Genomic DNA, 18155 nt, shown 5'->3' with positions numbered 1-18155 from the left:
GCGGCACTGCCGCGCGCGTGACAGAACGCCCGGCCAGGATGGCCGGGCTGGGCGACCCGAAGCCCGCTACGTGACGCTATGGATGGCCGTGACATGCCCAGCGAAGGCTGCAGCTGTATTGCGTGGCACTACCGCGAGCCTCTGACAGAGATGCCGCGATCACGCCTCCGGCGGCAACAGCTCGATCGCCATCACCAGCGCGTCCTCGCGACCCTCGCGCGCGGGGTAGTAGCGCGGGCGGCGGCCGATCTCGTTGAACCCTTCGGAGTGATACAGCGCAATCGCGCCACGGTTGGAAGGCCGCACTTCCAGGAACACGCGTTCCGCGCCGCGTCCCCGCGCGATGTGCACCAGCGCGCGCAGCAGGTGGCGGCCGTGACCCTGGCCCTGGAACGCGGGGTCGATGCAGATGTTGAGCACGTGCGCTTCGCCGGCGGCCACGCTCATCAGGAAGTAACCAATGATCTGGCCGCCCCGCTGCATCACCCAGGCGGGGTAATCGGCACGCAGGCAGTCACGGAAGATGCCGACGGTCCACGGGAACTCGTACGCGCGGATCTCTACGGCATGTACCGACTCGAGGTCGTCCTCGCGCATGGGCCGCAACGCGCCGAAGGACGCGCGGGTTCCGGCGTCGGCGGCGAGCGCGTTCATGGCGTGCCCACGCTCCGGCGCAGTCCGCGAAGGCGCGGCCACAGCGCGCGTTTGGCCGCAGCATTGCCGCGCAGGGCGGCGGCGTCGGGCACCAGCGCGAGCACGGCGGCGGAGTCCGCCCCTGCACCGGCCGCGCGCAACACCGCCTGGATCAGGCGGTCGCCGTTGCCGGCTGGCCGCGCGGCCTCGGCGCGACGCACCGGACGTGCGGATTCCGGCACCAGCCCGGCCGCTTCGCGCAGCGCGTCCGGCGTGCGCGCAGGCGCTTCATCCGGTGCGTCCACACCGGCCAGCTGAAACACGCTGTGGCCCATCGCCTGCAGCCATTCGCGTTGCTGCGCGCTCCACGTGCCGTTCATGAGGTCGCCTCGGGCGTGGACGTGCGGCGCAGTCGGCGCACGATCGCATGTACCGGTCCGGACAGCGCATACAGCGCGCCGATCGCGAGCAGCACGCGCGGCGGGTCGATGGCGATGGCGACGACCGTCGCCAACACCACGATGATCGCCAGGAACGGCACGCGGTCGTGGCGCGGACCGCCGCCCTTGAAGCTGAAGTAGCGTACGCGGCTGACCATCAGCAGGCCCGCCGCGACCGTCACGGCCAGCGCGAGGTAGCGCAGTTGTTCGCCGGTGTACCCCAGGTCGTCGCAGGTCCACACGAAGCTGGCCACCAGGCCCGCGGCCGCCGGACTCGCCAGCCCGATGAACCAGCGCTTGTCGACCTGCCCGACCTGCGAGTTGAACCGCGCCAGTCGCAGCGCCGCGCAGGCGGCATACAGGAACGCCGCAACCCAGCCGATCTTGCCGGGGATGGCACCGTCGAGCTTCGTCGTGGACAGCGCCCAGTGGTACATCACCAGCGCTGGCGCAAGCCCGAAGCTCACCAGGTCGGCCAGCGAGTCGTACTGCACGCCGAACTCGCTCTGCGTGTTGGTCAGGCGCGCCACGCGTCCGTCCAGTCCGTCGAGGATGCCGGCCACGAACACCGCGATGCAGGCATCGTCGAAGCGTCCCTGGGTGGCGGCGATGATCGCGTAGAAACCGGCGAACAGGCCGCCGGTGGTGAACAGGTTCGGCAACAGGTAGATGCCGCGGCCGCGCGGGCGCGGGGGCTGCTGGGTCGGATCGATGGAGGACGGGGTCGGCATGGGCTCTTGGGGGTGGCCGGCGTCGCGGCGCGGGCGCCGGGGACCTTAGAGTGTAAGTCGATCCGCGCGCCGAGCCGATTCCCCCGTCCCGTTTCCGCCGCTCCGCCCGGGCGGACAACGAGACGCCCACCACATATGTCGACGCCCCGCGACGGTGGCGCTTGCCTCGGCGCCGGCACGGTGCTGCAATCGCCGGAATTCCCCCGCGCGTCGACCACCCGGAGCCCGCATGTCGCCCAAGTCGTTCCGCCTGCTGCCCGGCCTTGTCGCCGGCCTGTGCCTGGTCCTCGCCGCGCCTGCCTTCGCGCAGAAGGTGTACCAGTGGAAGGACGCCCAGGGCGTCACGCACTATTCCGACTCGCCGCCGCCGGACCAGGTCATCAAGGGCCGCGCGATGCAGAACAAGGACGGCCAGCCCGCGCAGGCGCCCATCGTCAAGCCGGTGGCCAACGCCAACTGCAGCAACGCGCGCAGCAACCTGGCCGTGCTCCAGGGCACGGGCGCGGTGGGCGTGGACGAGGACAAGGACGGCAAGCCCGACCGCAACCTCACCGACAGCGAGCGCGGCAACCGCACCGAGCTGGCGCAGGCGCAGATCAAGACCTACTGCGGCGACGCCGCGGTCGCCAGCGGCGGCTGAACCACCGCGCAGGCCTTCGGCCTGCGCCTTTCCGAACCGCACGCCCCGGCCACATGGCCGGAAACGCGGTGCGCGCATGGCAGAATGGCTGCTTCCCTACGTCCGAAGCTCCGCCGATGCGCCTGTCGCAGTTTCACCTCCACACCAGCAAGGAAACCCCCGCCGAAGCCGAGATCATCAGCCACAAGCTGATGCTGAAGGCCGGCATGATCCGCAAGCTCGCCGCCGGCCTGTACACCTGGTCGCCGCTGGGCCTGCGCGTGCTGCGCAAGGTCGAACGCGCGGTGCGCGAGGAGATGAACGCCGCCGGCGCCATCGAAGTGCTGATGCCGGCCGTGCAGCCGAAGGAGCTGTGGGAAGAAACCGGCCGCTGGGAGAAGTTCGGCGGCCAGCTGCTGAAGATGCAGGACCGCAAGGAAGCCTGGTACTGCTACGGCCCCACGCATGAGGAAGTCATCACCGACTTCGCGCGCAACGAGCTGTCCAGCTACAAGCAGCTGCCGGTCAACTTCTACCAGATCCAGACCAAGTTCCGCGACGAAATCCGCCCGCGCTTCGGCGTGATGCGCGCGCGCGAGTTCCTGATGAAGGACGCCTACTCCTTCCACGTCACCGACGAGGACCTGGGGCGCGAATACCGCAGCATGTACGACACCTACGGCCGCATCTTCACCCGCCTGGGCCTGAAGTTCCGCGCGGTGTCGGCCGACAGCGGCGCCATCGGCGGCGCGGTGTCGCACGAATTCCAGGTGCTCGCCGACTCGGGCGAGGACGCGATCTTCTTCTCCACCGGTTCGGACTACGCCGCCAACGTCGAGCTGGCCGAGGCGATCTCGCCCGGCCCGCGCGCCGATGCGCGCGAGACGATGCACAAGGTCGACACGCCACACCAGAAGACCTGCGAGGACGTCGCCGCGCTGATGGGCATCGCGCTGGACCGCACGGTGAAGTCGGTCGCCGTCGTCGGTACCAATGCGCAGGGCGAGGCTCAGTTCGTGCTGGCGCTGGTGCGTGGCGACCACATGGTCAACGAGGTGAAGCTCGGCAAGCTCGAAGGCCTGGCCGGCTACCGCGCGGCGCACGAGGCGGAAATCCTCGAACACCTGGGCAGCGAACCGGGCTTCCTCGGCCCGGTGAACGCCAAGAAGAAGGTTCGCGTGATCGCCGACCGCAGCGTCGCGGCGATGGCCGACTTCGTGGTCGGCGCGAACGAAAAGGGCTTCCACCTGGCCGGCGTGAACTGGGGGCGCGACCTGCCCGAACCCGACGAGGTTGCCGACATCCGCAACGTCGTCGAGGGCGATCCCTCGCCCGACGGCAAGGGCACGCTGCAGATCGCGCGCGGCATCGAGGTCGGCCATGTGTTCCAGCTGGGCAGCAAATACGCCGAAGCCCTGAAGCTCACCGTGCTCGATTCCAGCGGAAAGGCCACCACGCCCGTGATGGGCTGCTACGGCATCGGCGTGTCGCGCATCGTCGCGGCGGCGATCGAGCAGAACCACGACGACAACGGCATCGTCTGGCCGGAGCCCATGGCGCCGTGGCAGGCAGTGGTGTGCGTGATCAATCCAAAGGGCGATGCCGCCGTCACCGAAGCGGCCGAGTCGCTGTACCGCGAACTCAATGCCGCCGGCATCGAGACCGCGCTGGACGACCGTGGCCTGCGCCCGGGCGCGATGTTCGCCGACATGGAACTGGTCGGCATTCCGCACCGCGTCGTCGTGTCAGAGCGCGGCCTGGCGGCGGGCACGTTCGAATACCGCCACCGTCGTGCCAGCGAGGCGGAAAACCTCGACCGCGCGGGCGTGTTCGCGAAACTGGCCAAGTAAACCCCAAAACCCCTCTCCCGACGGGAGAGGGGTTGGATCGCCAGTATTGTCGGAAGCGTCCGAAAACCGCGGAATCCGGCCGTTCGAGAGTGGATCCACGCCTGCGCGGACCTGCGCAGGCCCAAGCCCCATGGCGGCGCTTCGTTTACGCCGCGCGAGCCCGGCGACTATCATCGGGAACATGCGCCCGCCCAGGGCCGCGATCAGTCCCTGATTACCCCGCTCCGGAGGTTTTTATGTCGATCAATCTCGATTCGCTTTCCGCGAAGGAACTCGACGCGCTCATCAACCAGGCGAAGAAGCGCAAGACCACGCTGAGCAAGCGCAAGCCGGTTGCCGTCATACGCAAGAAACTGACCCAACTGGCCCGGGCCGAGGGATACACCATCGCCGAACTCTTCGGCGGCGGCAGCGCACCCGCGCCGCGCGCCGCGAAGCCGGCAAAAAAGGCCGTTTCGCGCAGGGCCGGCAAGCCGCTGGGCAAGGTCGCTCCGAAATACCGCAACCCGGCCAATGCCGCAGAAACCTGGGCCGGTCGTGGCAAGCAGCCGCGCTGGCTGGCCGCCTATACCGACGCCGGTCGCAAGCTCGAGGATTTCCTCATCAGGTAAGCGCCGGCCACAACGCCTGCAGAAACCCCGGCCATGCCGGGGTTTTTTCTTTTTGGGCTACAGATTCCGTCGCGCAGGCAGCAGCAGGTTGCCGAACAGCAACCCGGCGATGAGGGCCAGCAGGATGTTCAGCACCGCCAGCAGCGCGGCCTGCCCTGCGTCCACGTCCTGCTGCTGGATGAGCGTCAGCAACCCACGCAGGCTGGTGCTGCCCGGCACCAGCATGATGATGCCCGGCACGCGCAGGATGGCTCCGGGGCGATGCCACCAGCGCGCATAGGCGTTGCCGGCCGCGGTCAGCACCAGCGCGGCGAGGAAGATGCCCGCGGGACTGCCAAACGCCTGGCCGCCAAAGCGCGAGATCAGATAACCACCGGCAGCGGCGGCCATCACTTTCGGGTAATCGCGCCGATGCGCGCGGAACAGCACCGCGAAGGCGAACGAGGCCAGCACGAGGGCGCCCCACTCCACCCAGTCCGGTTGCGGTCGCGACGCGCGCACCTGCGCGTGCAGGCCGATCAGGTCGGCCAGGTACAACGCGATCACGGTGCCGATGGCGAGCTTGAGCACCGTCGTCAGTGCGCCGGCAAAACGGGCCGTGCCCGACACCAGGTGCTGGCTGGTGAGCTCGTTCACCGCGTTCGTCAGCCCCATGCCCGGCAGCAGCACGATCAGCGAGGCGATGATGACGGTGTTCTGGTTGAGCGGCGCGACGAATGCCGACACCAGCAACGTGACGCCGGAGGCGATCATCGCCGTCACCGCTTCCAGCGGTTCCTTGAAGCGCACTTTCCAGTCGGACAATTGCACGAACAGTCCGATCAGCAATCCGTTGATGCCGGCCACGGCGATGTCGAGCCACGGCAACCGCAGCACGCCGCCGATCGCGGTCGCCGCCAGGCCGTACGCCAGCACCTGCATCGCGCGCGAGCGACGCGTGGGCGGACGGTCGAGCGCGCTCATCTGCGCATGCGCTTCGGCCAGTCCGAGGCGACCGGCCATCACGTCCTCGGCGATGCGGTCGGTTTCGGCCAGACGGTACAGGTCGGTGTCGCCGGGCGGCAGGCGGATCACGCGCGTGGTGTCGCTCTCGCCCGGCCCGCGCTGTGGATCGGAAAAGGTCAGGATCAGCCCGGTCGGGTTCGACCACGGTTCGCATTCCAGACGCAGGCGTTGCGCGACGGCGCTGATGGCCCCTTCCAGGCGCTGCGCGGTGGTGCCGTAGGCGTGCAGCCGCTCGGCCAGCTCGATCAGGAAGTTGATGCGTGCCGCGTAGCTGGCCGCGCTCAAGGGGGGCGGGTTCGACATCCGCGAAGCATCGCACGGGGCGCGTCGTGTGACAGCAGGCGCGCCACCGTCCTGCAACGGCCTTCGCGTCCCGTTCGCGCGGGTCCGGTTACGCAAGGCTGGTATCCTCCTGCAAGGCCCAGAGCCGCTCGATGACCGAACCGACCGCGCACCCGCCGCAGATCGCCACCGACGGACAGGCGCCGTCGCGCCTGCGCTTGTCCGGCCGCTGGACCCTCGACCACGCCGGCCAGATCGCCGACGCGCTGCTCGACACGCCCGAATCGATCGAATCGGTCGACGCCACCGGCATCGAGCGCCTGGACTCGGTCGGCGTGCTGCAACTGCTGCGCTTCGCGCGGCGACACGGCATCGACCTGGACGCCTTCACCTTCCACGCGTCGCATCAGGCACTGGTCAGCGCGATCGAGGACGTCGCCGACGACCGCCCGCGCAGGAAGCGCGAGTACGGCGTCAGCGCCGCACTGGAGCGCCTGGGTCGCGCCGTGCACAACAACTGGAAGGAAGCGCTGGCGCTGGTCGGCTTCCTCGGCGAGGCGCAGATGAAACTGCTGCGCATGTTCAAGGAACCGCAGCGCTTCCGCCCCACCGCCACCGTCCACCACATGGAGCAGGTCGGCCTGGATGCGGTGCCGCTGGTCGCGCTGCTGTGTTTCCTGGTCGGCGCGGTGGTTGCGTTCCTGGGCGCCAACATCCTGCGCGACTTCGGCGCGCAGATCTTCGTGGTCGAACTGGTCAGCATTTCCTTCCTGCGCGAGTTCGCGGTGCTGCTCACCGCCATCGTGCTGGCCGGCCGTACCGCCAGCGCGTTCACCGCGCAGATCGGCGCGATGAAGAGCCGCGAGGAGATCGACGCCATCCGCACGCTGGGCATGGATCCGATCGACCTGCTGGTGATCCCGCGCATGCTCGCGCTGCTGGTGATGTTGCCGCTGCTGACCTTTGTCGCGATGATCTTCGGCCTGCTCGGCGGCCTCACCGTGGGCGCGTACAGCCTGGACATCCCGCCGCAGCAGTACCTGGCGCGCATGCACGAGACGATCGAGCTGCGCCACTTCCTGGTCGGCCTGGCCAAGGCTCCGGTGTTCGCACTTCTGATCAGCCTGATCGGGTGCCTGGAAGGCCTGCAGGTGGAAGGAACCGCGCAGTCGGTGGGCGAGCGCACCACGTCCAGCGTGGTGCAGTCGATCTCGATGGTGATCGTGCTCGATGCCTTCTTCGCGATCTGGTTCATGGAGATGAACGTTTGAACGCCGTCGCGCCCATGCGGCCCGATGTCGACGAAGCCACGCCCATCGTGCGCGTGCGCGGCCTGGTCAACCGGTTCGGCGAACAGGTCGTGCACGACGACCTGGACCTGGACGTGAGGCCCGGCGAAATCCTCGGCATCGTCGGCGGTTCCGGCACCGGCAAGTCGGTGCTGATGCGCGCCATCCTCGGGCTGCGCAAGCCGGAGGCGGGCGAGATCGAGGTGCTGGGCATGGACGCGCTCAGCGACGATCCCTTGCAGCGTCGCGCGATCGAACGCAACACCGGCGTGCTGTTCCAGGACGGCGCGCTGTTCTCCTCGCTGACCGTGGGCGAGAACGTGCAGGTGCCGCTGAAGGAATACCACGGCGACCTGCCCGACTCTCTGCGTTACGAACTGGCACTGCTGAAGGTGAAGCTGGCCGGCCTGCCGGCGGACGCGCTCAACAAGCTGCCCTCGCAGCTCTCCGGCGGCATGCGCAAGCGTGCCGGACTGGCGCGCGCACTGGCGCTCGACCCGCCCCTGCTGTTCCTCGACGAACCCACGGCCGGCCTGGACCCGATCGGCGCGGCAGCCTTCGACCGGCTGATCCGCACCCTGCAGGAAGCACTGGGCCTGACCGTCTTCCTCATCACACACGACCTCGACACGCTTTACGCTATCTGTGACCGCGTCGCTGTGCTGGCCGATCGCAAGGTGATCGTCTGCGCGCCGTTGGCCGAGGTCGAGCGTTTCGATCATCCGTGGGTACAGGACTACTTCCACGGTCCGCGTGCGCGTGCCGCACGCAATACCCGCGAGTCGGCGAGCTGAATCATGGAAACCCGGGCCAATTACGTCCTCATCGGCGCCTTCACCATCCTGGTCACGCTGCTGCTGCTGCTGTTCGCGCTGTGGGCGGCGAAGTACTCCTCCGAAAAGGAATGGCGCACGTACGCGGTGCTGTTCAACGAACCCGTCACCGGCCTGACCGAAGGCAGCTCGGTGCAGTACAACGGCATTTCCGTGGGCACGGTGCAGCGCCTGAGCCTGGCACCGGACGACCCGCGCCGCGTGATCGCGCTGCTGCGCCTGCAGGCCAACGCGCCGGTGAAGACCGACACGCGCGCCAAGCTGTCGATCCAGGGCATCACCGGCAGCCCCTTCATCCAGCTCACCGGCGGCAGTCCCGGCAGCCCGATGCTGGCCAGCGTCGATCACCGTGAAGTGCCCGTCATCCAGACCGAGGCCTCGGCGCTGCAGAACATCGCCGACACCGCCAACCGCCTGGTCGCCCGCCTGGACCAGGTGCTCAGCGACGAGAACGTCAAGCGCGTGTCCAACACGCTGGCCAACGTGGAAGCGATGACCGGTTCGATCGCCGACCAGCGCGAGGACCTGCGCACGCTCATCGTCAGCGCGCGCAAGTCCAGCGAACAGCTGTCGGCCACGCTGGACACCACCAACCGCGCGGTGGAAAGCGTCGATCGCGAGCTCGTCGCCAAGCTGCCCGGCCTGATCGCCAAGCTGGACAGCACCCTCACGCGACTGGATTCGGCCGCCAACAATGCCAACGGCGTGCTGTCCGAGAACCGCGCCGCGATCCACAGCTTCGCCAACGATGGCCTTGCGCAACTCGGCCCGACGCTGACCGAGCTGCGCTCGCTGGTGCGCGACCTGCGCCGCATCAGCGACCGCCTGGACGGCAACCCCACGCGCTACCTGCTCGGTCGCGACGCACCCAAGGAGTTCGAACCCGAATGATGCGCGCACGACACCTGTTGGCTGCCGGGCTGGCCATCGTCCTCGCCGGCTGCTCGATCCTCAGCGACAAGCCCAAGAGCACCAGCACCATCTATGCGCCCGATCCCCGCGTACAGGCCGACGCGAACTGGCCGCGCGTGGACTGGCAGCTGGTGCTGGCGCCCCCGAACGCGGCGCGCATCGTCGACAGCCTGCGCATCGCCGTACGGCCGACGCCGGGCGAACTGCAGGTCTACCGTGGCGCGCAATGGGCGCGCACGCCGTCGGACATGCTGCAGGACACGCTGCTGCGCACGCTGGAGGATTCGGGCCGCATCGCGGGCGTGGCGCGCCAGGGCAGCGGCATGGCCGGCGATTTCCGGCTCGTGCTCGACATCCGCCGCTTCGAGGCCGATTACGCCCAGGCGGCCATACCCTCGGCCACGATCGAGGTGAGCGCGAAGCTGCTGAACGTGAGCGACCAGCGGGTCGCCGCATCGAGAGTGTTCGTGCAGGCGCAGCCCGCCGCGACGACGGCGGTGCCCGACGTGGCGCATGCGTTCGAGCAATCGCTGCAGAACATCGGCCACGACATCGCCGGCTGGACGCTCACCAGCGGCGAGTCCTACCGGCGCAACCGGCCGCCCGCGCAGGGCTGAGCGGCTCAGCGGGACAGGATCCGGCGGAACGTCAGGTTGATGCGCACCCCGAGGGGTCGCGTGGTGCGCGGCAATGCGTGCCGGTAGTTGCGCTGCGTCGCACCCGACATCACCAGCAGGCTGCCGTGCGGGAGTTCCAGCGCCAGCGCGCGCTCCGGCTGACGGCGGTGTTTCAGCGCGAACCGGCGGGTCGCGCCCAGGCTGATCGAGGCGATCACCGGCTCCGGACCGAGCTCGGGCTCGTCATCGCTGTGCCAGCCCATCGCATCGCGACCGTCCCGGTACTGGTTGGCCAGCACGCTGTTGAACCGCACGCCGAGCGTTTCCTGCAGGCGCTCGCGGATCGGCTGTAATGGCGCCGGCCACGGATGCGGCGCGAAATCGGCGCCGGAATAGCGGTAATGCGCCTGCGGATCGCCAATCCAGCAGCTCAGCCGCGGCGAATCCACGTCCCGACCGAAGATGCGGATCCGATGGACGCTCCAGGGCACCTGCGCCTGGAGGCCCTCCAGCAGCGCGTCGGCCTCGACCGGGCCCAGCCAGTGCGGATCGAAGCGCAGTTCGGCATCGGGCAGCGGCACGGGCGAGAGAACCATACGCCACGCTAGCACGGCGTATTTGGCGCTCGCGAGCCAAACCCGCGACAATCTGCAGCGAAGACATCAGCCCGCCGCGGAAGCCAGCATGAGCCAGCCCGATCACAACGCCGAAACCCCTGCCGTCGAACGCGACGTGATGGAGTACGACGTCGTCACCGTCGGCGCCGGTCCGGCCGGCCTGTCGTTCGCGATCCGCCTGAAGCAGCTCAACCCGGACATCTCGGTCTGCGTGATCGAGAAGGCGTCCACCATCGGTGCGCACATCCTGTCGGGCGCGGTGATCGAACCGGCGCCGCTCGATGCGCTGCTGCCGGGCTGGCGCGACAATCCGCCGCCGATCTGCGTGCCGGTGCAGAAGGACGAGTTCTGGATGCTCTCCAGGGAGGGCGGAACGAAGCTGATGGTGCCGCCGGGCATGCACAACCACGGCAACTTCATCGTCAGCCTCGGCGCGATGTGCGCGTGGCTCGCACCGCAGGCCGAGGCACTGGGCGTGGAGATCTACCCGGGCTTCGCCGCGGCCGAAACGCTGCACGACGAGAACGGCGCCGTGGTGGGCGTGCGCATCGGCGACATGGGCGTGGCGAAGGACGGTTCGCACAAGCCCGGCTTCACCGCCGGCATCGACATCCGCGCCAGGGTCACGGTGCTTGCCGAAGGTGCGCGCGGTCATCTCACCAAGCGCCTGGTCAGGCAGTTCAAGCTGGACGAAGGCCACGATCCGCAGGGCTACTCGATCGGCATCAAGGAGTTGTGGCAGGTGCCGGAGGATCGCGTGGAGCCCGGCAAGGTCGTGCACAGCGTGGGCTGGCCGGCCGACAACCAGACCTACGGCGGCAGCTTCCTGTATCACCTGGACAAGGGCCGCATCGCACTGGGCTATGTCAGCGGTCTCGACTACAAGGATCCGGAGTACAAGCCGTGGGAGGCCTTCCAGCAATGGAAGAACCATCCCAGCGTGAAGGCCCTGCTGGAAGGCGGCACCATTCTTTCCGCCGGCGCGCGCGCGATCGTCACCGGCGGCTGGCAGTCGCTGCCGACGTGCGAGATGCCGGGCGCCCTGCTCATCGGCGACACCGCCGGCCTGCTCAACGTGCCCAAGATCAAGGGCACGCACCAGGCGATCCGTTCCGGCATGCTCGCCGCCGAACACCTGGCGGGTTCGCAACTGGCGCCGCAGGGTTTCGACGCGAAGCTGCGTGCGTCCGATGCGATGGCCGAGCTGAAGAAGGTGCGCAACATCAAGCCGGGCTTCAAGCGCGGCTTCTGGTTCGGCATGGCCAACGCCGCATGGGAAACCCTCACGGGCGGACTGTCGCCGTGGACGCTGAAGAACAAGGCCGACTGGAGCTCGCTGGACAAGGTCGGCGAGCACGAGGAACCCAGGCGCGAATACGTGGACCGCACACTGGCACCGCGCGACCGCCTGCAGGGCGTGTACTACGCCGCGACCGAGCACGATGAGGACCAGCCGGTCCATCTGAAGGTGCGCGACACCGCCATCTGCATCACGCGTTGCGTCGAGGAGTACGACAACCCGTGCACGCGCTTCTGCCCGGCCAACGTCTACGAGATCGTGCAGGACGAAGCGGGCAAGCGCCTGCAGATCAACGCCGCCAACTGCGTGCACTGCAAGACCTGCGACATCAAGGATCCGTACGAGATCATCGACTGGGTGACGCCGGAAGGCGGCTCCGGGCCGAATTACCAGAACCTGTGATCGCCGCATGACGTCGCGCCTGCAAGAGGGCCTTCGCACCGCAGTGTTCAACGGCCTGCGCGCGGCGTTCCGCATCACGCCGATGCCGGAACGCATGCGCGACCGGCTGCGCCAGTCGTACCTGGAACGCTTCGCCGACACGCTCCCGCAGGGACCGCGCGGAAAGAAGGCCGATACCACGAAGGCCGCGCACCGCCCTCGCGCACGCTCCGATGCTCCCGCACTCGGCCACGTGCCTCGCCGGCAGGAGCCCCTACCCTCGCCCTTGCCCGCCACGCTTGTCGCGTTCTACCTGCCGCAGTTCCACACCATTGCCGAGAACGACGCGTGGTGGGGCAAGGGTTTCACCGAGTGGCGCAATGTGTCGCGCGCGCTTCCGCAGTTCGAAGGCCATGCGCAGCCGCGTCTTCCCGGCGACCTTGGCTTCTACGACCTGCGCAACCCGCACGTCATGCGCGACCAGGCGGCGCTCGCGCGCGAGTACGGTATCGGCGCGTTCTGCTTCTACTACTACTGGTTTGGCGGGAAAACCCTGCTGGAAGCCCCGCTGCAGCAATGGCTGCAGGACGACTCGATCGATCTTCCGTTCTGCCTGTGCTGGGCCAACGAGAACTGGTCGCGTCGCTGGGACGGCCGCGCGGACGACATCCTCATCGGACAGCAGCACAGCGCCGAGGACGACCTCGCGTTCATCGCGCATATCGCGCCGTATCTGCGCGACCGTCGCTACCTGCGTGTCGATGGGAAGCCGCTGCTGCTGGTGTATCGCCCGGGCCTGCTTCCCGAGCCCAAGGCCACCGCCGCGCGCTGGCGGGCGTGGTGCAACGAGCACGGCATCGGCGAGATCTTCATCGCCTACACCCAGAGTTTCGATCGCGCCGATCCGACCGATTATGGCTTCGACGCCGCGGTCGAATTCCCGCCGAACCTCGCCACGCCCGCCAACATCACCGCCGACCAGCAGCTGATCAACCCGGATTTCCGCGGCCAGGTGCTCGACTGGCGTGAGCTCGCCAACGACTATCGGCAGCGCCCGCTGCCGGGCTACCGCCTGTTTCCCGGTGTGAACTGCGGCTGGGACAACGAGGCGCGTCGTCCCGGCGCGGGGCGTACGTACCTGCACTCGGCACCGCGCCGCTATCGCGATTGGCTGGGCGATACGATCCATCGACGCCTTGCGGGCCGACCCGCGTCGGACCGGCTCGTGTTCGTCAACGCATGGAACGAGTGGGCCGAAGGCGCCGTGCTCGAACCCGATGCCCGCCTGGGACATGCGTGGCTTCAGGCCACGCGCGATGCGCTGACGCGGTCGGTCACGCCAACGTCCACGGACACAACCTTGCTGCGCCCCTGCCTTGTGGTCCACGCGTGGTATCCGGATGTGCTCGACGAGATCATCGGGATGCTCGTATCCGGTGCACACCGTTTCCGCGTGATCGTCACAACGTCGGCGGAGAAGGTCGCGCAGGTTCGCGCAATGATCGACAAGCACGGCATCGAGGCGGAGATCGAGGCCGTGGAGAACCGCGGACGCGACATCCTGCCGTTCCTGCGCGTGGCGGATCGCCTGCTCAACGAAGGCGAGCAACTGGTGCTGAAACTGCACACCAAGAAATCGCCGCACCGCCATGACGGCGACGCATGGCGAAGCCAGCTCATCGGGCACCTTCTGTCGCCCTCGCGGGTCGATGGCATCGTGCGTGCCTATCGCGAGGACTCCGGCCTCGGACTGGTGGCGCCGGAAGGCCACGTGCAGCCCTTGGGGTTTTACTGGGGCGCGAACGAAGGCAACGTGCGTTATCTGGCCAGCCGCCTCGGCATCGCGGCCCCAGAGGTGGACTCCGACGACTTCATCTCCGGGAGCATGTTCTGGGCGCGCCTGGAGGCGCTTCGTCCGCTACTGGACGCGCACCTCGACGACTGGGAATTCGAGGCGGAGGCCGGCCAGGTCGACGGGACCTTCGCGCATGCGATCGAGCGCGTCTTTGCGCTTGCAGCGCGCGACGCGGGTTACCGCGTGCGCAGCGCCGCTGGCGTCTGCGGCGAGCCCGAACCTCCCGCCTCCCAGCCGTACGCGTTCGCCCGTCGCGGCTGAGAGGTCGCGGCCTCAGGCGCGACTGAACTCCACGCCGGTCTTCTCGCGCAGTTCTTCTTCGGTGATATCGGGCGCGAGCTCGACGAGCCTGAGACCCTGCTCCGTCACGTCCATCACCGCCAGGTCGGTGATGATTCGGTTGACCACGCCCACGCCGGTCAGCGGCAGCGTGCATTGCGGCAGAATCTTGTGTTCGCCACCCTTCGCGGTGTGCTCCATCAACACCACCACGCGCTTCACGCCGGCGACCAGGTCCATCGCACCGCCCATGCCCTTCACCATCTTGCCGGGCACCATCCAGTTGGCGAGATCGCCGCGGTCAGTCACCTGCATCGCACCGAGGATGGCCAGGTCGATGTGGCCGCCGCGGATCATCGCGAAGGAATCGTGGCTGCCGAAGTAGCTGGCGCCGGCACGCGCGGTGACGGTCTGCTTGCCGGCGTTGATGAGGTCGGCATCGACTTCGGCCTCCGTCGGGAACGGGCCGATGCCGAGCAGGCCGTTCTCGCTCTGCAGCCACACGTCCATTCCCTCGGGAATGAAGTTGGCCACCAGCGTCGGCAGGCCGATGCCGAGGTTGACGTAGGCGCCGTCGGTGAGTTCCTGCGCGGCGCGCTGCGCCATCTGGTCGCGGGTCCAAGCCATGTTCGTTCTTCCTGTATTTCGAAGGACTGTTCGTCGGGTCAGGCGACGCGCACGGTGCGCTGTTCGATGCGCTTCTCGGGCGTGGCGTTGACGACGATGCGATCGACGTAGATGCCCGGCAGGTGCACCTGGTCGGGATCGATCTGTCCGATCTCCACCAGTTGCTCGACTTCGACGATGCAGGTTGCACCGGCCATCGCACAGGCGGGGTTGAAGTTGCGTGCGGTCTTGCGGAACACCAGGTTGCCGGCCTTGTCGGCCTTCCATGCCTTCACCAGCGAGACGTCGGCCTTGAGCGCGGTTTCCATCACGTAATGGTGGCCGTCGAACTCGCGCGTCTCCTTGCCTTCGGCCACCACCGTGCCGTAGCCGGTGCGCGTGAAGAAGGCGGGGATACCCGCACCGCCGGCGCGCAGGCGTTCGGCCAGCGTGCCCTGCGGATTGAACTCCAGCTCGAGTTCGCCGGAGAGGAACTGGCGCTCGAATTCCTTGTTCTCGCCGACGTAGGACGAAATCATCTTGCGGATCTGCCGCGTTTCCAGCAGCAGGCCCAGGCCGAAGCCATCGACGCCGGCGTTGTTGGAGATGGCGGTCAGGCCCTTCACGCCGCTGTCGCGCAACGCGGCGATCAGCGCCTCGGGAATGCCGCACAGGCCGAAGCCGCCGACGGCCAGCGTCTGCCCGTCGGCGACGATGCCGTCGAGCGCCGCGGCGGCGCTGGGAAAGAGCTTGTTCTTGTGGGCGCCGGTTTGCGTCGCGGCCATGACGGACTCCCTTCGGATCTGCGCAATGCCCGGCAGTTTACCGCGCCCATGCGGCCCGGCCACCGTACCTTCGGGCATGGCGCACGCCGCAACCGCAAGACGACCGTCTAGACTTCCGCCATGACCCGAATCGCCCTTGTCACCGCGATCGCCGCCACCGGACTGGATGACGACCTCGCACCGCTGCTGGATGCCTGTGCCGCCAGGGGATTCGCGGTACAGGTGCGCGCCTGGGACGACCCCACGGTCGCCTGGAGTCGCTTCGATGCGGCGCTGCTCCGCTCACCGTGGGATTACACCCAGCGACTCGACGAGTTCCTCGCATGGTGCACGCGGGTGTCCACGCAGACGCGGCTGATCAATCCGCTGCCGGTGGTGCGCTGGAATACCGACAAGCATTACCTGGCCGAGCTGGAGGCGCGCGGTGTGCCGGTCGTTGCGACACGCTTCGTCGAACCGGAGGTGGAGCCGCTTCCCGAGTTGCAGGCGTTCCTTGCAGCGCATGCGGATGCGGCGGAGTTCGTGGTGAAACCAACCGTGGGCGCAGGATCGAAGGACGCGCAACGCTATTCACGCACGCAGGAATTCGCTGCGGCCAATCACATGGCCCGGCTGCTCGATGCCGACCGCAGCGCCATGCTGCAACCCTACCTGGCCTCGGTCGACGAGCTGGGCGAGACCGCACTGATGTATTTCGCCGGGGAGTTCAGCCATGCGATCCGCAAGGGTCCGTTGCTGCGGCCGGACGAGGGCCCGACGCCGCATCTGTTCGCTGCGGAGGCGATCACCGCACGCAGCCCGGAACCGGACGAGTTCGCACTGGCGCAGCGCGTGATGGATGCGGGAGTCGACGCCCTGCAGCTGGACGCGCCGCCGCTGTACGCGCGCGTGGACCTCATCCGCGATGCGGACGGTCACCCGCGGTTGCTGGAACTGGAACTCTGCGAGCCGTCGCTGTTCTTCGCGCATGCGCCCGGCAGTGCCGGGCGCTTCGCGGACCGGTTGGCGGAGTGCGTGGGCCGCATCTCCGCCTGATGCCGCGGCCGCTCAGGAGCGGCCGTACACGTCCTCGAGGCGCACGATGTCGTCCTCGCCCAAGTAACTGCCGGACTGCACTTCGATCAGCTCCACCGGCTCGGTGCCGCGGTTGCGCAACCGGTGCACGCTGCCCAGCGGGATGTAGGTGCTCTCGTTCTCGTGCAGGTCGAACACGCGGTCGTCGCAGGTGACTTCGGCGACGCCGGAAACCACGATCCAATGCTCGGCACGGTGCGCATGCTTCTGCAGGCTCAGTGCCGCACCGGGCTTCACGACGATGCGCTTGACCTGGAAGCGCTCACCCATGTCGATCGAGTCGTAGCTGCCCCACGGACGGTAGACCTTGCGGTGGAACAGGTGCTCCTGGCGGCCGGCCGCCTTGAGGTGGTCGACGACGGTCTTGACGTCCTGCACGCGATCCTTGCGCGCGACCAGCGTCGCGTCCGGCGTGTCGATGATGACCAGGTCTTCCACGCCGATCGTGGCGATCATGCGGCGGTCCGAGGCGCGCACGAGGCTGCGCTTGGTGTCGACCGAGATGACATCGCCCTCGTGGCGGTTGTCGTCGTCGTCGCGTTGGGCGACCGACCACAGCGACGACCAGGAACCGATGTCGCTCCATCCGCAACTCACGGGAACGACCGCGGCGCGCTCGGTCTTCTCCATCACGGCGTAGTCGATGGAGTCGTTGGGGTTTGCGGCGAAGGCGTCCTTGGCGACGCGGATGAAGTCCAGGTCCTTGTTGGACGTGGCGTAGGCGGCACGGGTCGCCTCCAGCACCGCCGGGGCATGGCGTGCCAGCTCGTCCAGGTAAGCACTGGCGTTGAACAGGAACATGCCGGAATTCCAGGCATAGCGGCCTTCGGCGACGTAGCGCTCGGCGGTAGCAAGGTCAGGCTTCTCGACGAAACGCTGCACGCGATAACCATCGGCGCCCAACGCGTCGCCGCGCAGGATGTAGCCGTACCCGGTCTCCGGGTAATCGGGCGTGATACCGAAGGTGACCAGCCAACCCTGCTCCGCCAGGCCAGTCGCCGCGGCGACCGCCACGCGGAATGCGTTTTCGTCCTCGATCAGGTGATCGGCCGGCATCACCAGCAGGGAGCCTTCGGGATCGGTCGCCATGACGTGAAGCGCTGCCCATGCGATCGCCGGCGCCGTGTTGCGCGCGATGGGTTCCAGCAGGATGCCGCCGCTCGCGATGGCCACTTCCTGCAGCTGCTCACCGATCATGAAGCGGTGATCCTCGCTGCATACGGTGACCGGTGGCTGGGCGTCAGGCAGCTTGTTCGCGCGGATCACGGTCTCCTGGTAGAGCGAGTGGTCACCGATCAGACGCAGGAACTGCTTGGGCTGGTTCTGACGCGAAAGGGGCCACAGGCGGGAACCGCTGCCGCCACTGAGGACTACGGGGTGAAGCATCCTGGCTCCGGGACTTCTTAAACGGGATGCCAAGAATAACTGAGCGTATG

General features: G+C 68.0%; 18 protein-coding genes. 10 read left to right on the top strand and 8 right to left on the bottom strand.

Annotation, left to right across the window (positions count from 1 at the left end; translation table 11 throughout):
- Positions 1-159 precede the first annotated feature (159 nt).
- The 3 genes from rimI to pssA are packed head-to-tail and all read right to left on the bottom strand — an operon-like array spanning position 160 to position 1804.
- The gene (gene rimI / locus QLQ15_RS07510; protein WP_283212206.1) at positions 160-654 is read right to left on the bottom strand and encodes a ribosomal protein S18-alanine N-acetyltransferase; all 495 of its coding nucleotides are present in this window, start codon (positions 652-654) and stop codon (positions 160-162) included.
- Positions 651-1013, bottom strand: coding sequence for an alanine acetyltransferase (locus tag QLQ15_RS07505; RefSeq protein WP_283212205.1), 363 nt, complete (start codon positions 1011-1013; stop codon positions 651-653). Before QLQ15_RS07505 ends, rimI begins: the two co-directional genes overlap by 4 nt.
- The gene (gene pssA, locus QLQ15_RS07500; RefSeq protein ID WP_283212204.1) at positions 1010-1804 is read right to left on the bottom strand and encodes a CDP-diacylglycerol--serine O-phosphatidyltransferase; all 795 of its coding nucleotides are present in this window, start codon (positions 1802-1804) and stop codon (positions 1010-1012) included. Before pssA ends, QLQ15_RS07505 begins: the two co-directional genes overlap by 4 nt.
- A gap of 229 nt (positions 1805-2033) precedes the next feature.
- Here pssA and QLQ15_RS07495 point away from each other — a divergent pair, with 229 nt between their 5' ends.
- From QLQ15_RS07495 to QLQ15_RS07485, 3 genes are all read left to right on the top strand, one after another.
- A complete protein-coding gene (locus tag QLQ15_RS07495; RefSeq protein WP_283212203.1) occupies positions 2034-2444 on the top strand; it encodes a DUF4124 domain-containing protein in 411 nt (136 codons plus the stop codon).
- A 116-nt stretch (positions 2445-2560) separates the two neighbouring features.
- Positions 2561-4273, top strand: a complete 1713-nt coding sequence (locus QLQ15_RS07490) for a proline--tRNA ligase (RefSeq protein ID WP_283212202.1) — start codon at positions 2561-2563, stop codon at positions 4271-4273.
- Positions 4274-4509: 236 nt separating this feature from the next.
- Positions 4510-4884: an H-NS histone family protein gene (locus QLQ15_RS07485; protein ID WP_345782417.1), complete on the top strand. Its 375-nt coding sequence runs from the start codon at positions 4510-4512 to the stop codon at positions 4882-4884.
- A gap of 57 nt (positions 4885-4941) precedes the next feature.
- On the opposite strand, the gene QLQ15_RS07480 is transcribed toward QLQ15_RS07485, so the two are convergent.
- Positions 4942-6192 (bottom strand): threonine/serine exporter family protein, encoded by a 1251-nt coding sequence (locus QLQ15_RS07480; RefSeq protein WP_283212201.1) that lies wholly within the window; start codon positions 6190-6192, stop codon positions 4942-4944.
- A gap of 131 nt (positions 6193-6323) precedes the next feature.
- Here QLQ15_RS07480 and QLQ15_RS07475 point away from each other — a divergent pair, with 131 nt between their 5' ends.
- From QLQ15_RS07475 to QLQ15_RS07460, 4 genes are read left to right on the top strand one after another with little or no spacing between them, the layout of a single operon-like run.
- Positions 6324-7442: an ABC transporter permease gene (locus QLQ15_RS07475; protein WP_283212200.1), complete on the top strand. Its 1119-nt coding sequence runs from the start codon at positions 6324-6326 to the stop codon at positions 7440-7442.
- Positions 7443-7456: 14 nt separating this feature from the next.
- Positions 7457-8254: an ABC transporter ATP-binding protein gene (locus QLQ15_RS07470; RefSeq protein WP_283213957.1), complete on the top strand. Its 798-nt coding sequence runs from the start codon at positions 7457-7459 to the stop codon at positions 8252-8254.
- Between the two features lie 3 nt (positions 8255-8257).
- The gene (locus QLQ15_RS07465) at positions 8258-9184 is read left to right on the top strand and encodes an MlaD family protein (protein ID WP_283212199.1); all 927 of its coding nucleotides are present in this window, start codon (positions 8258-8260) and stop codon (positions 9182-9184) included.
- Positions 9181-9822 carry an ABC-type transport auxiliary lipoprotein family protein gene (locus tag QLQ15_RS07460; RefSeq protein ID WP_283212198.1) on the top strand — a complete coding sequence of 214 codons (642 nt, stop codon included), beginning with the start codon at positions 9181-9183 and terminating at the stop codon, positions 9820-9822. Before QLQ15_RS07465 ends, QLQ15_RS07460 begins: the two co-directional genes overlap by 4 nt.
- Positions 9823-9827: 5 nt before the next feature.
- Here the strand turns inward: QLQ15_RS07460 and QLQ15_RS07455 are convergent, their stop codons facing one another.
- Complete coding sequence (locus QLQ15_RS07455; RefSeq protein WP_283212197.1) at positions 9828-10418, bottom strand: alpha-ketoglutarate-dependent dioxygenase AlkB family protein; 591 nt, start codon at positions 10416-10418, stop codon at positions 9828-9830.
- Positions 10419-10506: 88 nt separating this feature from the next.
- On the opposite strand from QLQ15_RS07455, the gene QLQ15_RS07450 reads away from it, so the two are divergent.
- On the top strand, positions 10507-12141 hold the full coding sequence (locus tag QLQ15_RS07450; RefSeq protein WP_283212196.1) for an electron transfer flavoprotein-ubiquinone oxidoreductase: 1635 nt from the start codon (positions 10507-10509) through the stop codon (positions 12139-12141).
- Positions 12142-12148: 7 nt separating this feature from the next.
- Positions 12149-14236, top strand: a complete 2088-nt coding sequence (locus QLQ15_RS07445) for a glycoside hydrolase family 99-like domain-containing protein (protein WP_283212195.1) — start codon at positions 12149-12151, stop codon at positions 14234-14236.
- Between the two features lie 12 nt (positions 14237-14248).
- Here QLQ15_RS07445 and QLQ15_RS07440 read toward each other — a convergent pair whose 3' ends face one another.
- Together QLQ15_RS07440 and QLQ15_RS07435 are read right to left on the bottom strand one after the other, a co-directional pair.
- The gene (locus tag QLQ15_RS07440) at positions 14249-14881 is read right to left on the bottom strand and encodes a CoA transferase subunit B (protein WP_283212194.1); all 633 of its coding nucleotides are present in this window, start codon (positions 14879-14881) and stop codon (positions 14249-14251) included.
- Between the two features lie 38 nt (positions 14882-14919).
- Positions 14920-15645, bottom strand: coding sequence for a CoA transferase subunit A (locus QLQ15_RS07435; RefSeq protein ID WP_283212193.1), 726 nt, complete (start codon positions 15643-15645; stop codon positions 14920-14922).
- A gap of 120 nt (positions 15646-15765) precedes the next feature.
- Here QLQ15_RS07435 and QLQ15_RS07430 point away from each other — a divergent pair, with 120 nt between their 5' ends.
- Entirely contained in the window at positions 15766-16680 is a 915-nt protein-coding gene (locus QLQ15_RS07430) for an ATP-grasp domain-containing protein (RefSeq protein WP_283212192.1), read from the top strand.
- Positions 16681-16692: 12 nt separating this feature from the next.
- Here the strand turns inward: QLQ15_RS07430 and QLQ15_RS07425 are convergent, their stop codons facing one another.
- On the bottom strand, positions 16693-18105 hold the full coding sequence (locus tag QLQ15_RS07425) for a mannose-1-phosphate guanylyltransferase/mannose-6-phosphate isomerase (protein ID WP_283212191.1): 1413 nt from the start codon (positions 18103-18105) through the stop codon (positions 16693-16695).
- Between the last annotated feature and the right edge of the window lie 50 nt (positions 18106-18155).

Source organism: Lysobacter stagni (assembly GCF_030053425.1).
In the GTDB taxonomy this organism is placed as follows: Bacteria; Pseudomonadota; Gammaproteobacteria; order Xanthomonadales; family Xanthomonadaceae; genus Lysobacter_J; species Lysobacter_J stagni.
The sequence above is the reverse complement of the archived record's forward strand: the minus strand, read 5'-3'. Positions and strand labels throughout refer to the sequence as shown.

Bases quoted from the DNA above. Each gene is read 5' to 3' on its own strand.
- rimI (WP_283212206.1), bottom strand. From the start codon at position 654: ATGAACGCGCTCGCCGCCGACGCCGGAACCCGCGCGTCCTTCGGCGCG.
- QLQ15_RS07505 (WP_283212205.1), bottom strand. From the start codon at position 1,013: ATGAACGGCACGTGGAGCGCGCAGCAACGCGAATGGCTGCAGGCGATG.
- pssA (WP_283212204.1), bottom strand. From the start codon at position 1,804: ATGCCGACCCCGTCCTCCATCGATCCGACCCAGCAGCCCCCGCGCCCG.
- QLQ15_RS07495 (WP_283212203.1), top strand. From the start codon at position 2,034: ATGTCGCCCAAGTCGTTCCGCCTGCTGCCCGGCCTTGTCGCCGGCCTG.
- QLQ15_RS07490 (WP_283212202.1), top strand. From the start codon at position 2,561: ATGCGCCTGTCGCAGTTTCACCTCCACACCAGCAAGGAAACCCCCGCC.
- QLQ15_RS07485 (WP_345782417.1), top strand. From the start codon at position 4,510: ATGTCGATCAATCTCGATTCGCTTTCCGCGAAGGAACTCGACGCGCTC.
- QLQ15_RS07480 (WP_283212201.1), bottom strand. From the start codon at position 6,192: ATGTCGAACCCGCCCCCCTTGAGCGCGGCCAGCTACGCGGCACGCATC.
- QLQ15_RS07475 (WP_283212200.1), top strand. From the start codon at position 6,324: ATGACCGAACCGACCGCGCACCCGCCGCAGATCGCCACCGACGGACAG.
- QLQ15_RS07470 (WP_283213957.1), top strand. From the start codon at position 7,457: ATGCGGCCCGATGTCGACGAAGCCACGCCCATCGTGCGCGTGCGCGGC.
- QLQ15_RS07465 (WP_283212199.1), top strand. From the start codon at position 8,258: ATGGAAACCCGGGCCAATTACGTCCTCATCGGCGCCTTCACCATCCTG.
- QLQ15_RS07460 (WP_283212198.1), top strand. From the start codon at position 9,181: ATGATGCGCGCACGACACCTGTTGGCTGCCGGGCTGGCCATCGTCCTC.
- QLQ15_RS07455 (WP_283212197.1), bottom strand. From the start codon at position 10,418: ATGGTTCTCTCGCCCGTGCCGCTGCCCGATGCCGAACTGCGCTTCGAT.
- QLQ15_RS07450 (WP_283212196.1), top strand. From the start codon at position 10,507: ATGAGCCAGCCCGATCACAACGCCGAAACCCCTGCCGTCGAACGCGAC.
- QLQ15_RS07445 (WP_283212195.1), top strand. From the start codon at position 12,149: ATGACGTCGCGCCTGCAAGAGGGCCTTCGCACCGCAGTGTTCAACGGC.
- QLQ15_RS07440 (WP_283212194.1), bottom strand. From the start codon at position 14,881: ATGGCTTGGACCCGCGACCAGATGGCGCAGCGCGCCGCGCAGGAACTC.
- QLQ15_RS07435 (WP_283212193.1), bottom strand. From the start codon at position 15,645: ATGGCCGCGACGCAAACCGGCGCCCACAAGAACAAGCTCTTTCCCAGC.
- QLQ15_RS07430 (WP_283212192.1), top strand. From the start codon at position 15,766: ATGACCCGAATCGCCCTTGTCACCGCGATCGCCGCCACCGGACTGGAT.
- QLQ15_RS07425 (WP_283212191.1), bottom strand. From the start codon at position 18,105: ATGCTTCACCCCGTAGTCCTCAGTGGCGGCAGCGGTTCCCGCCTGTGG.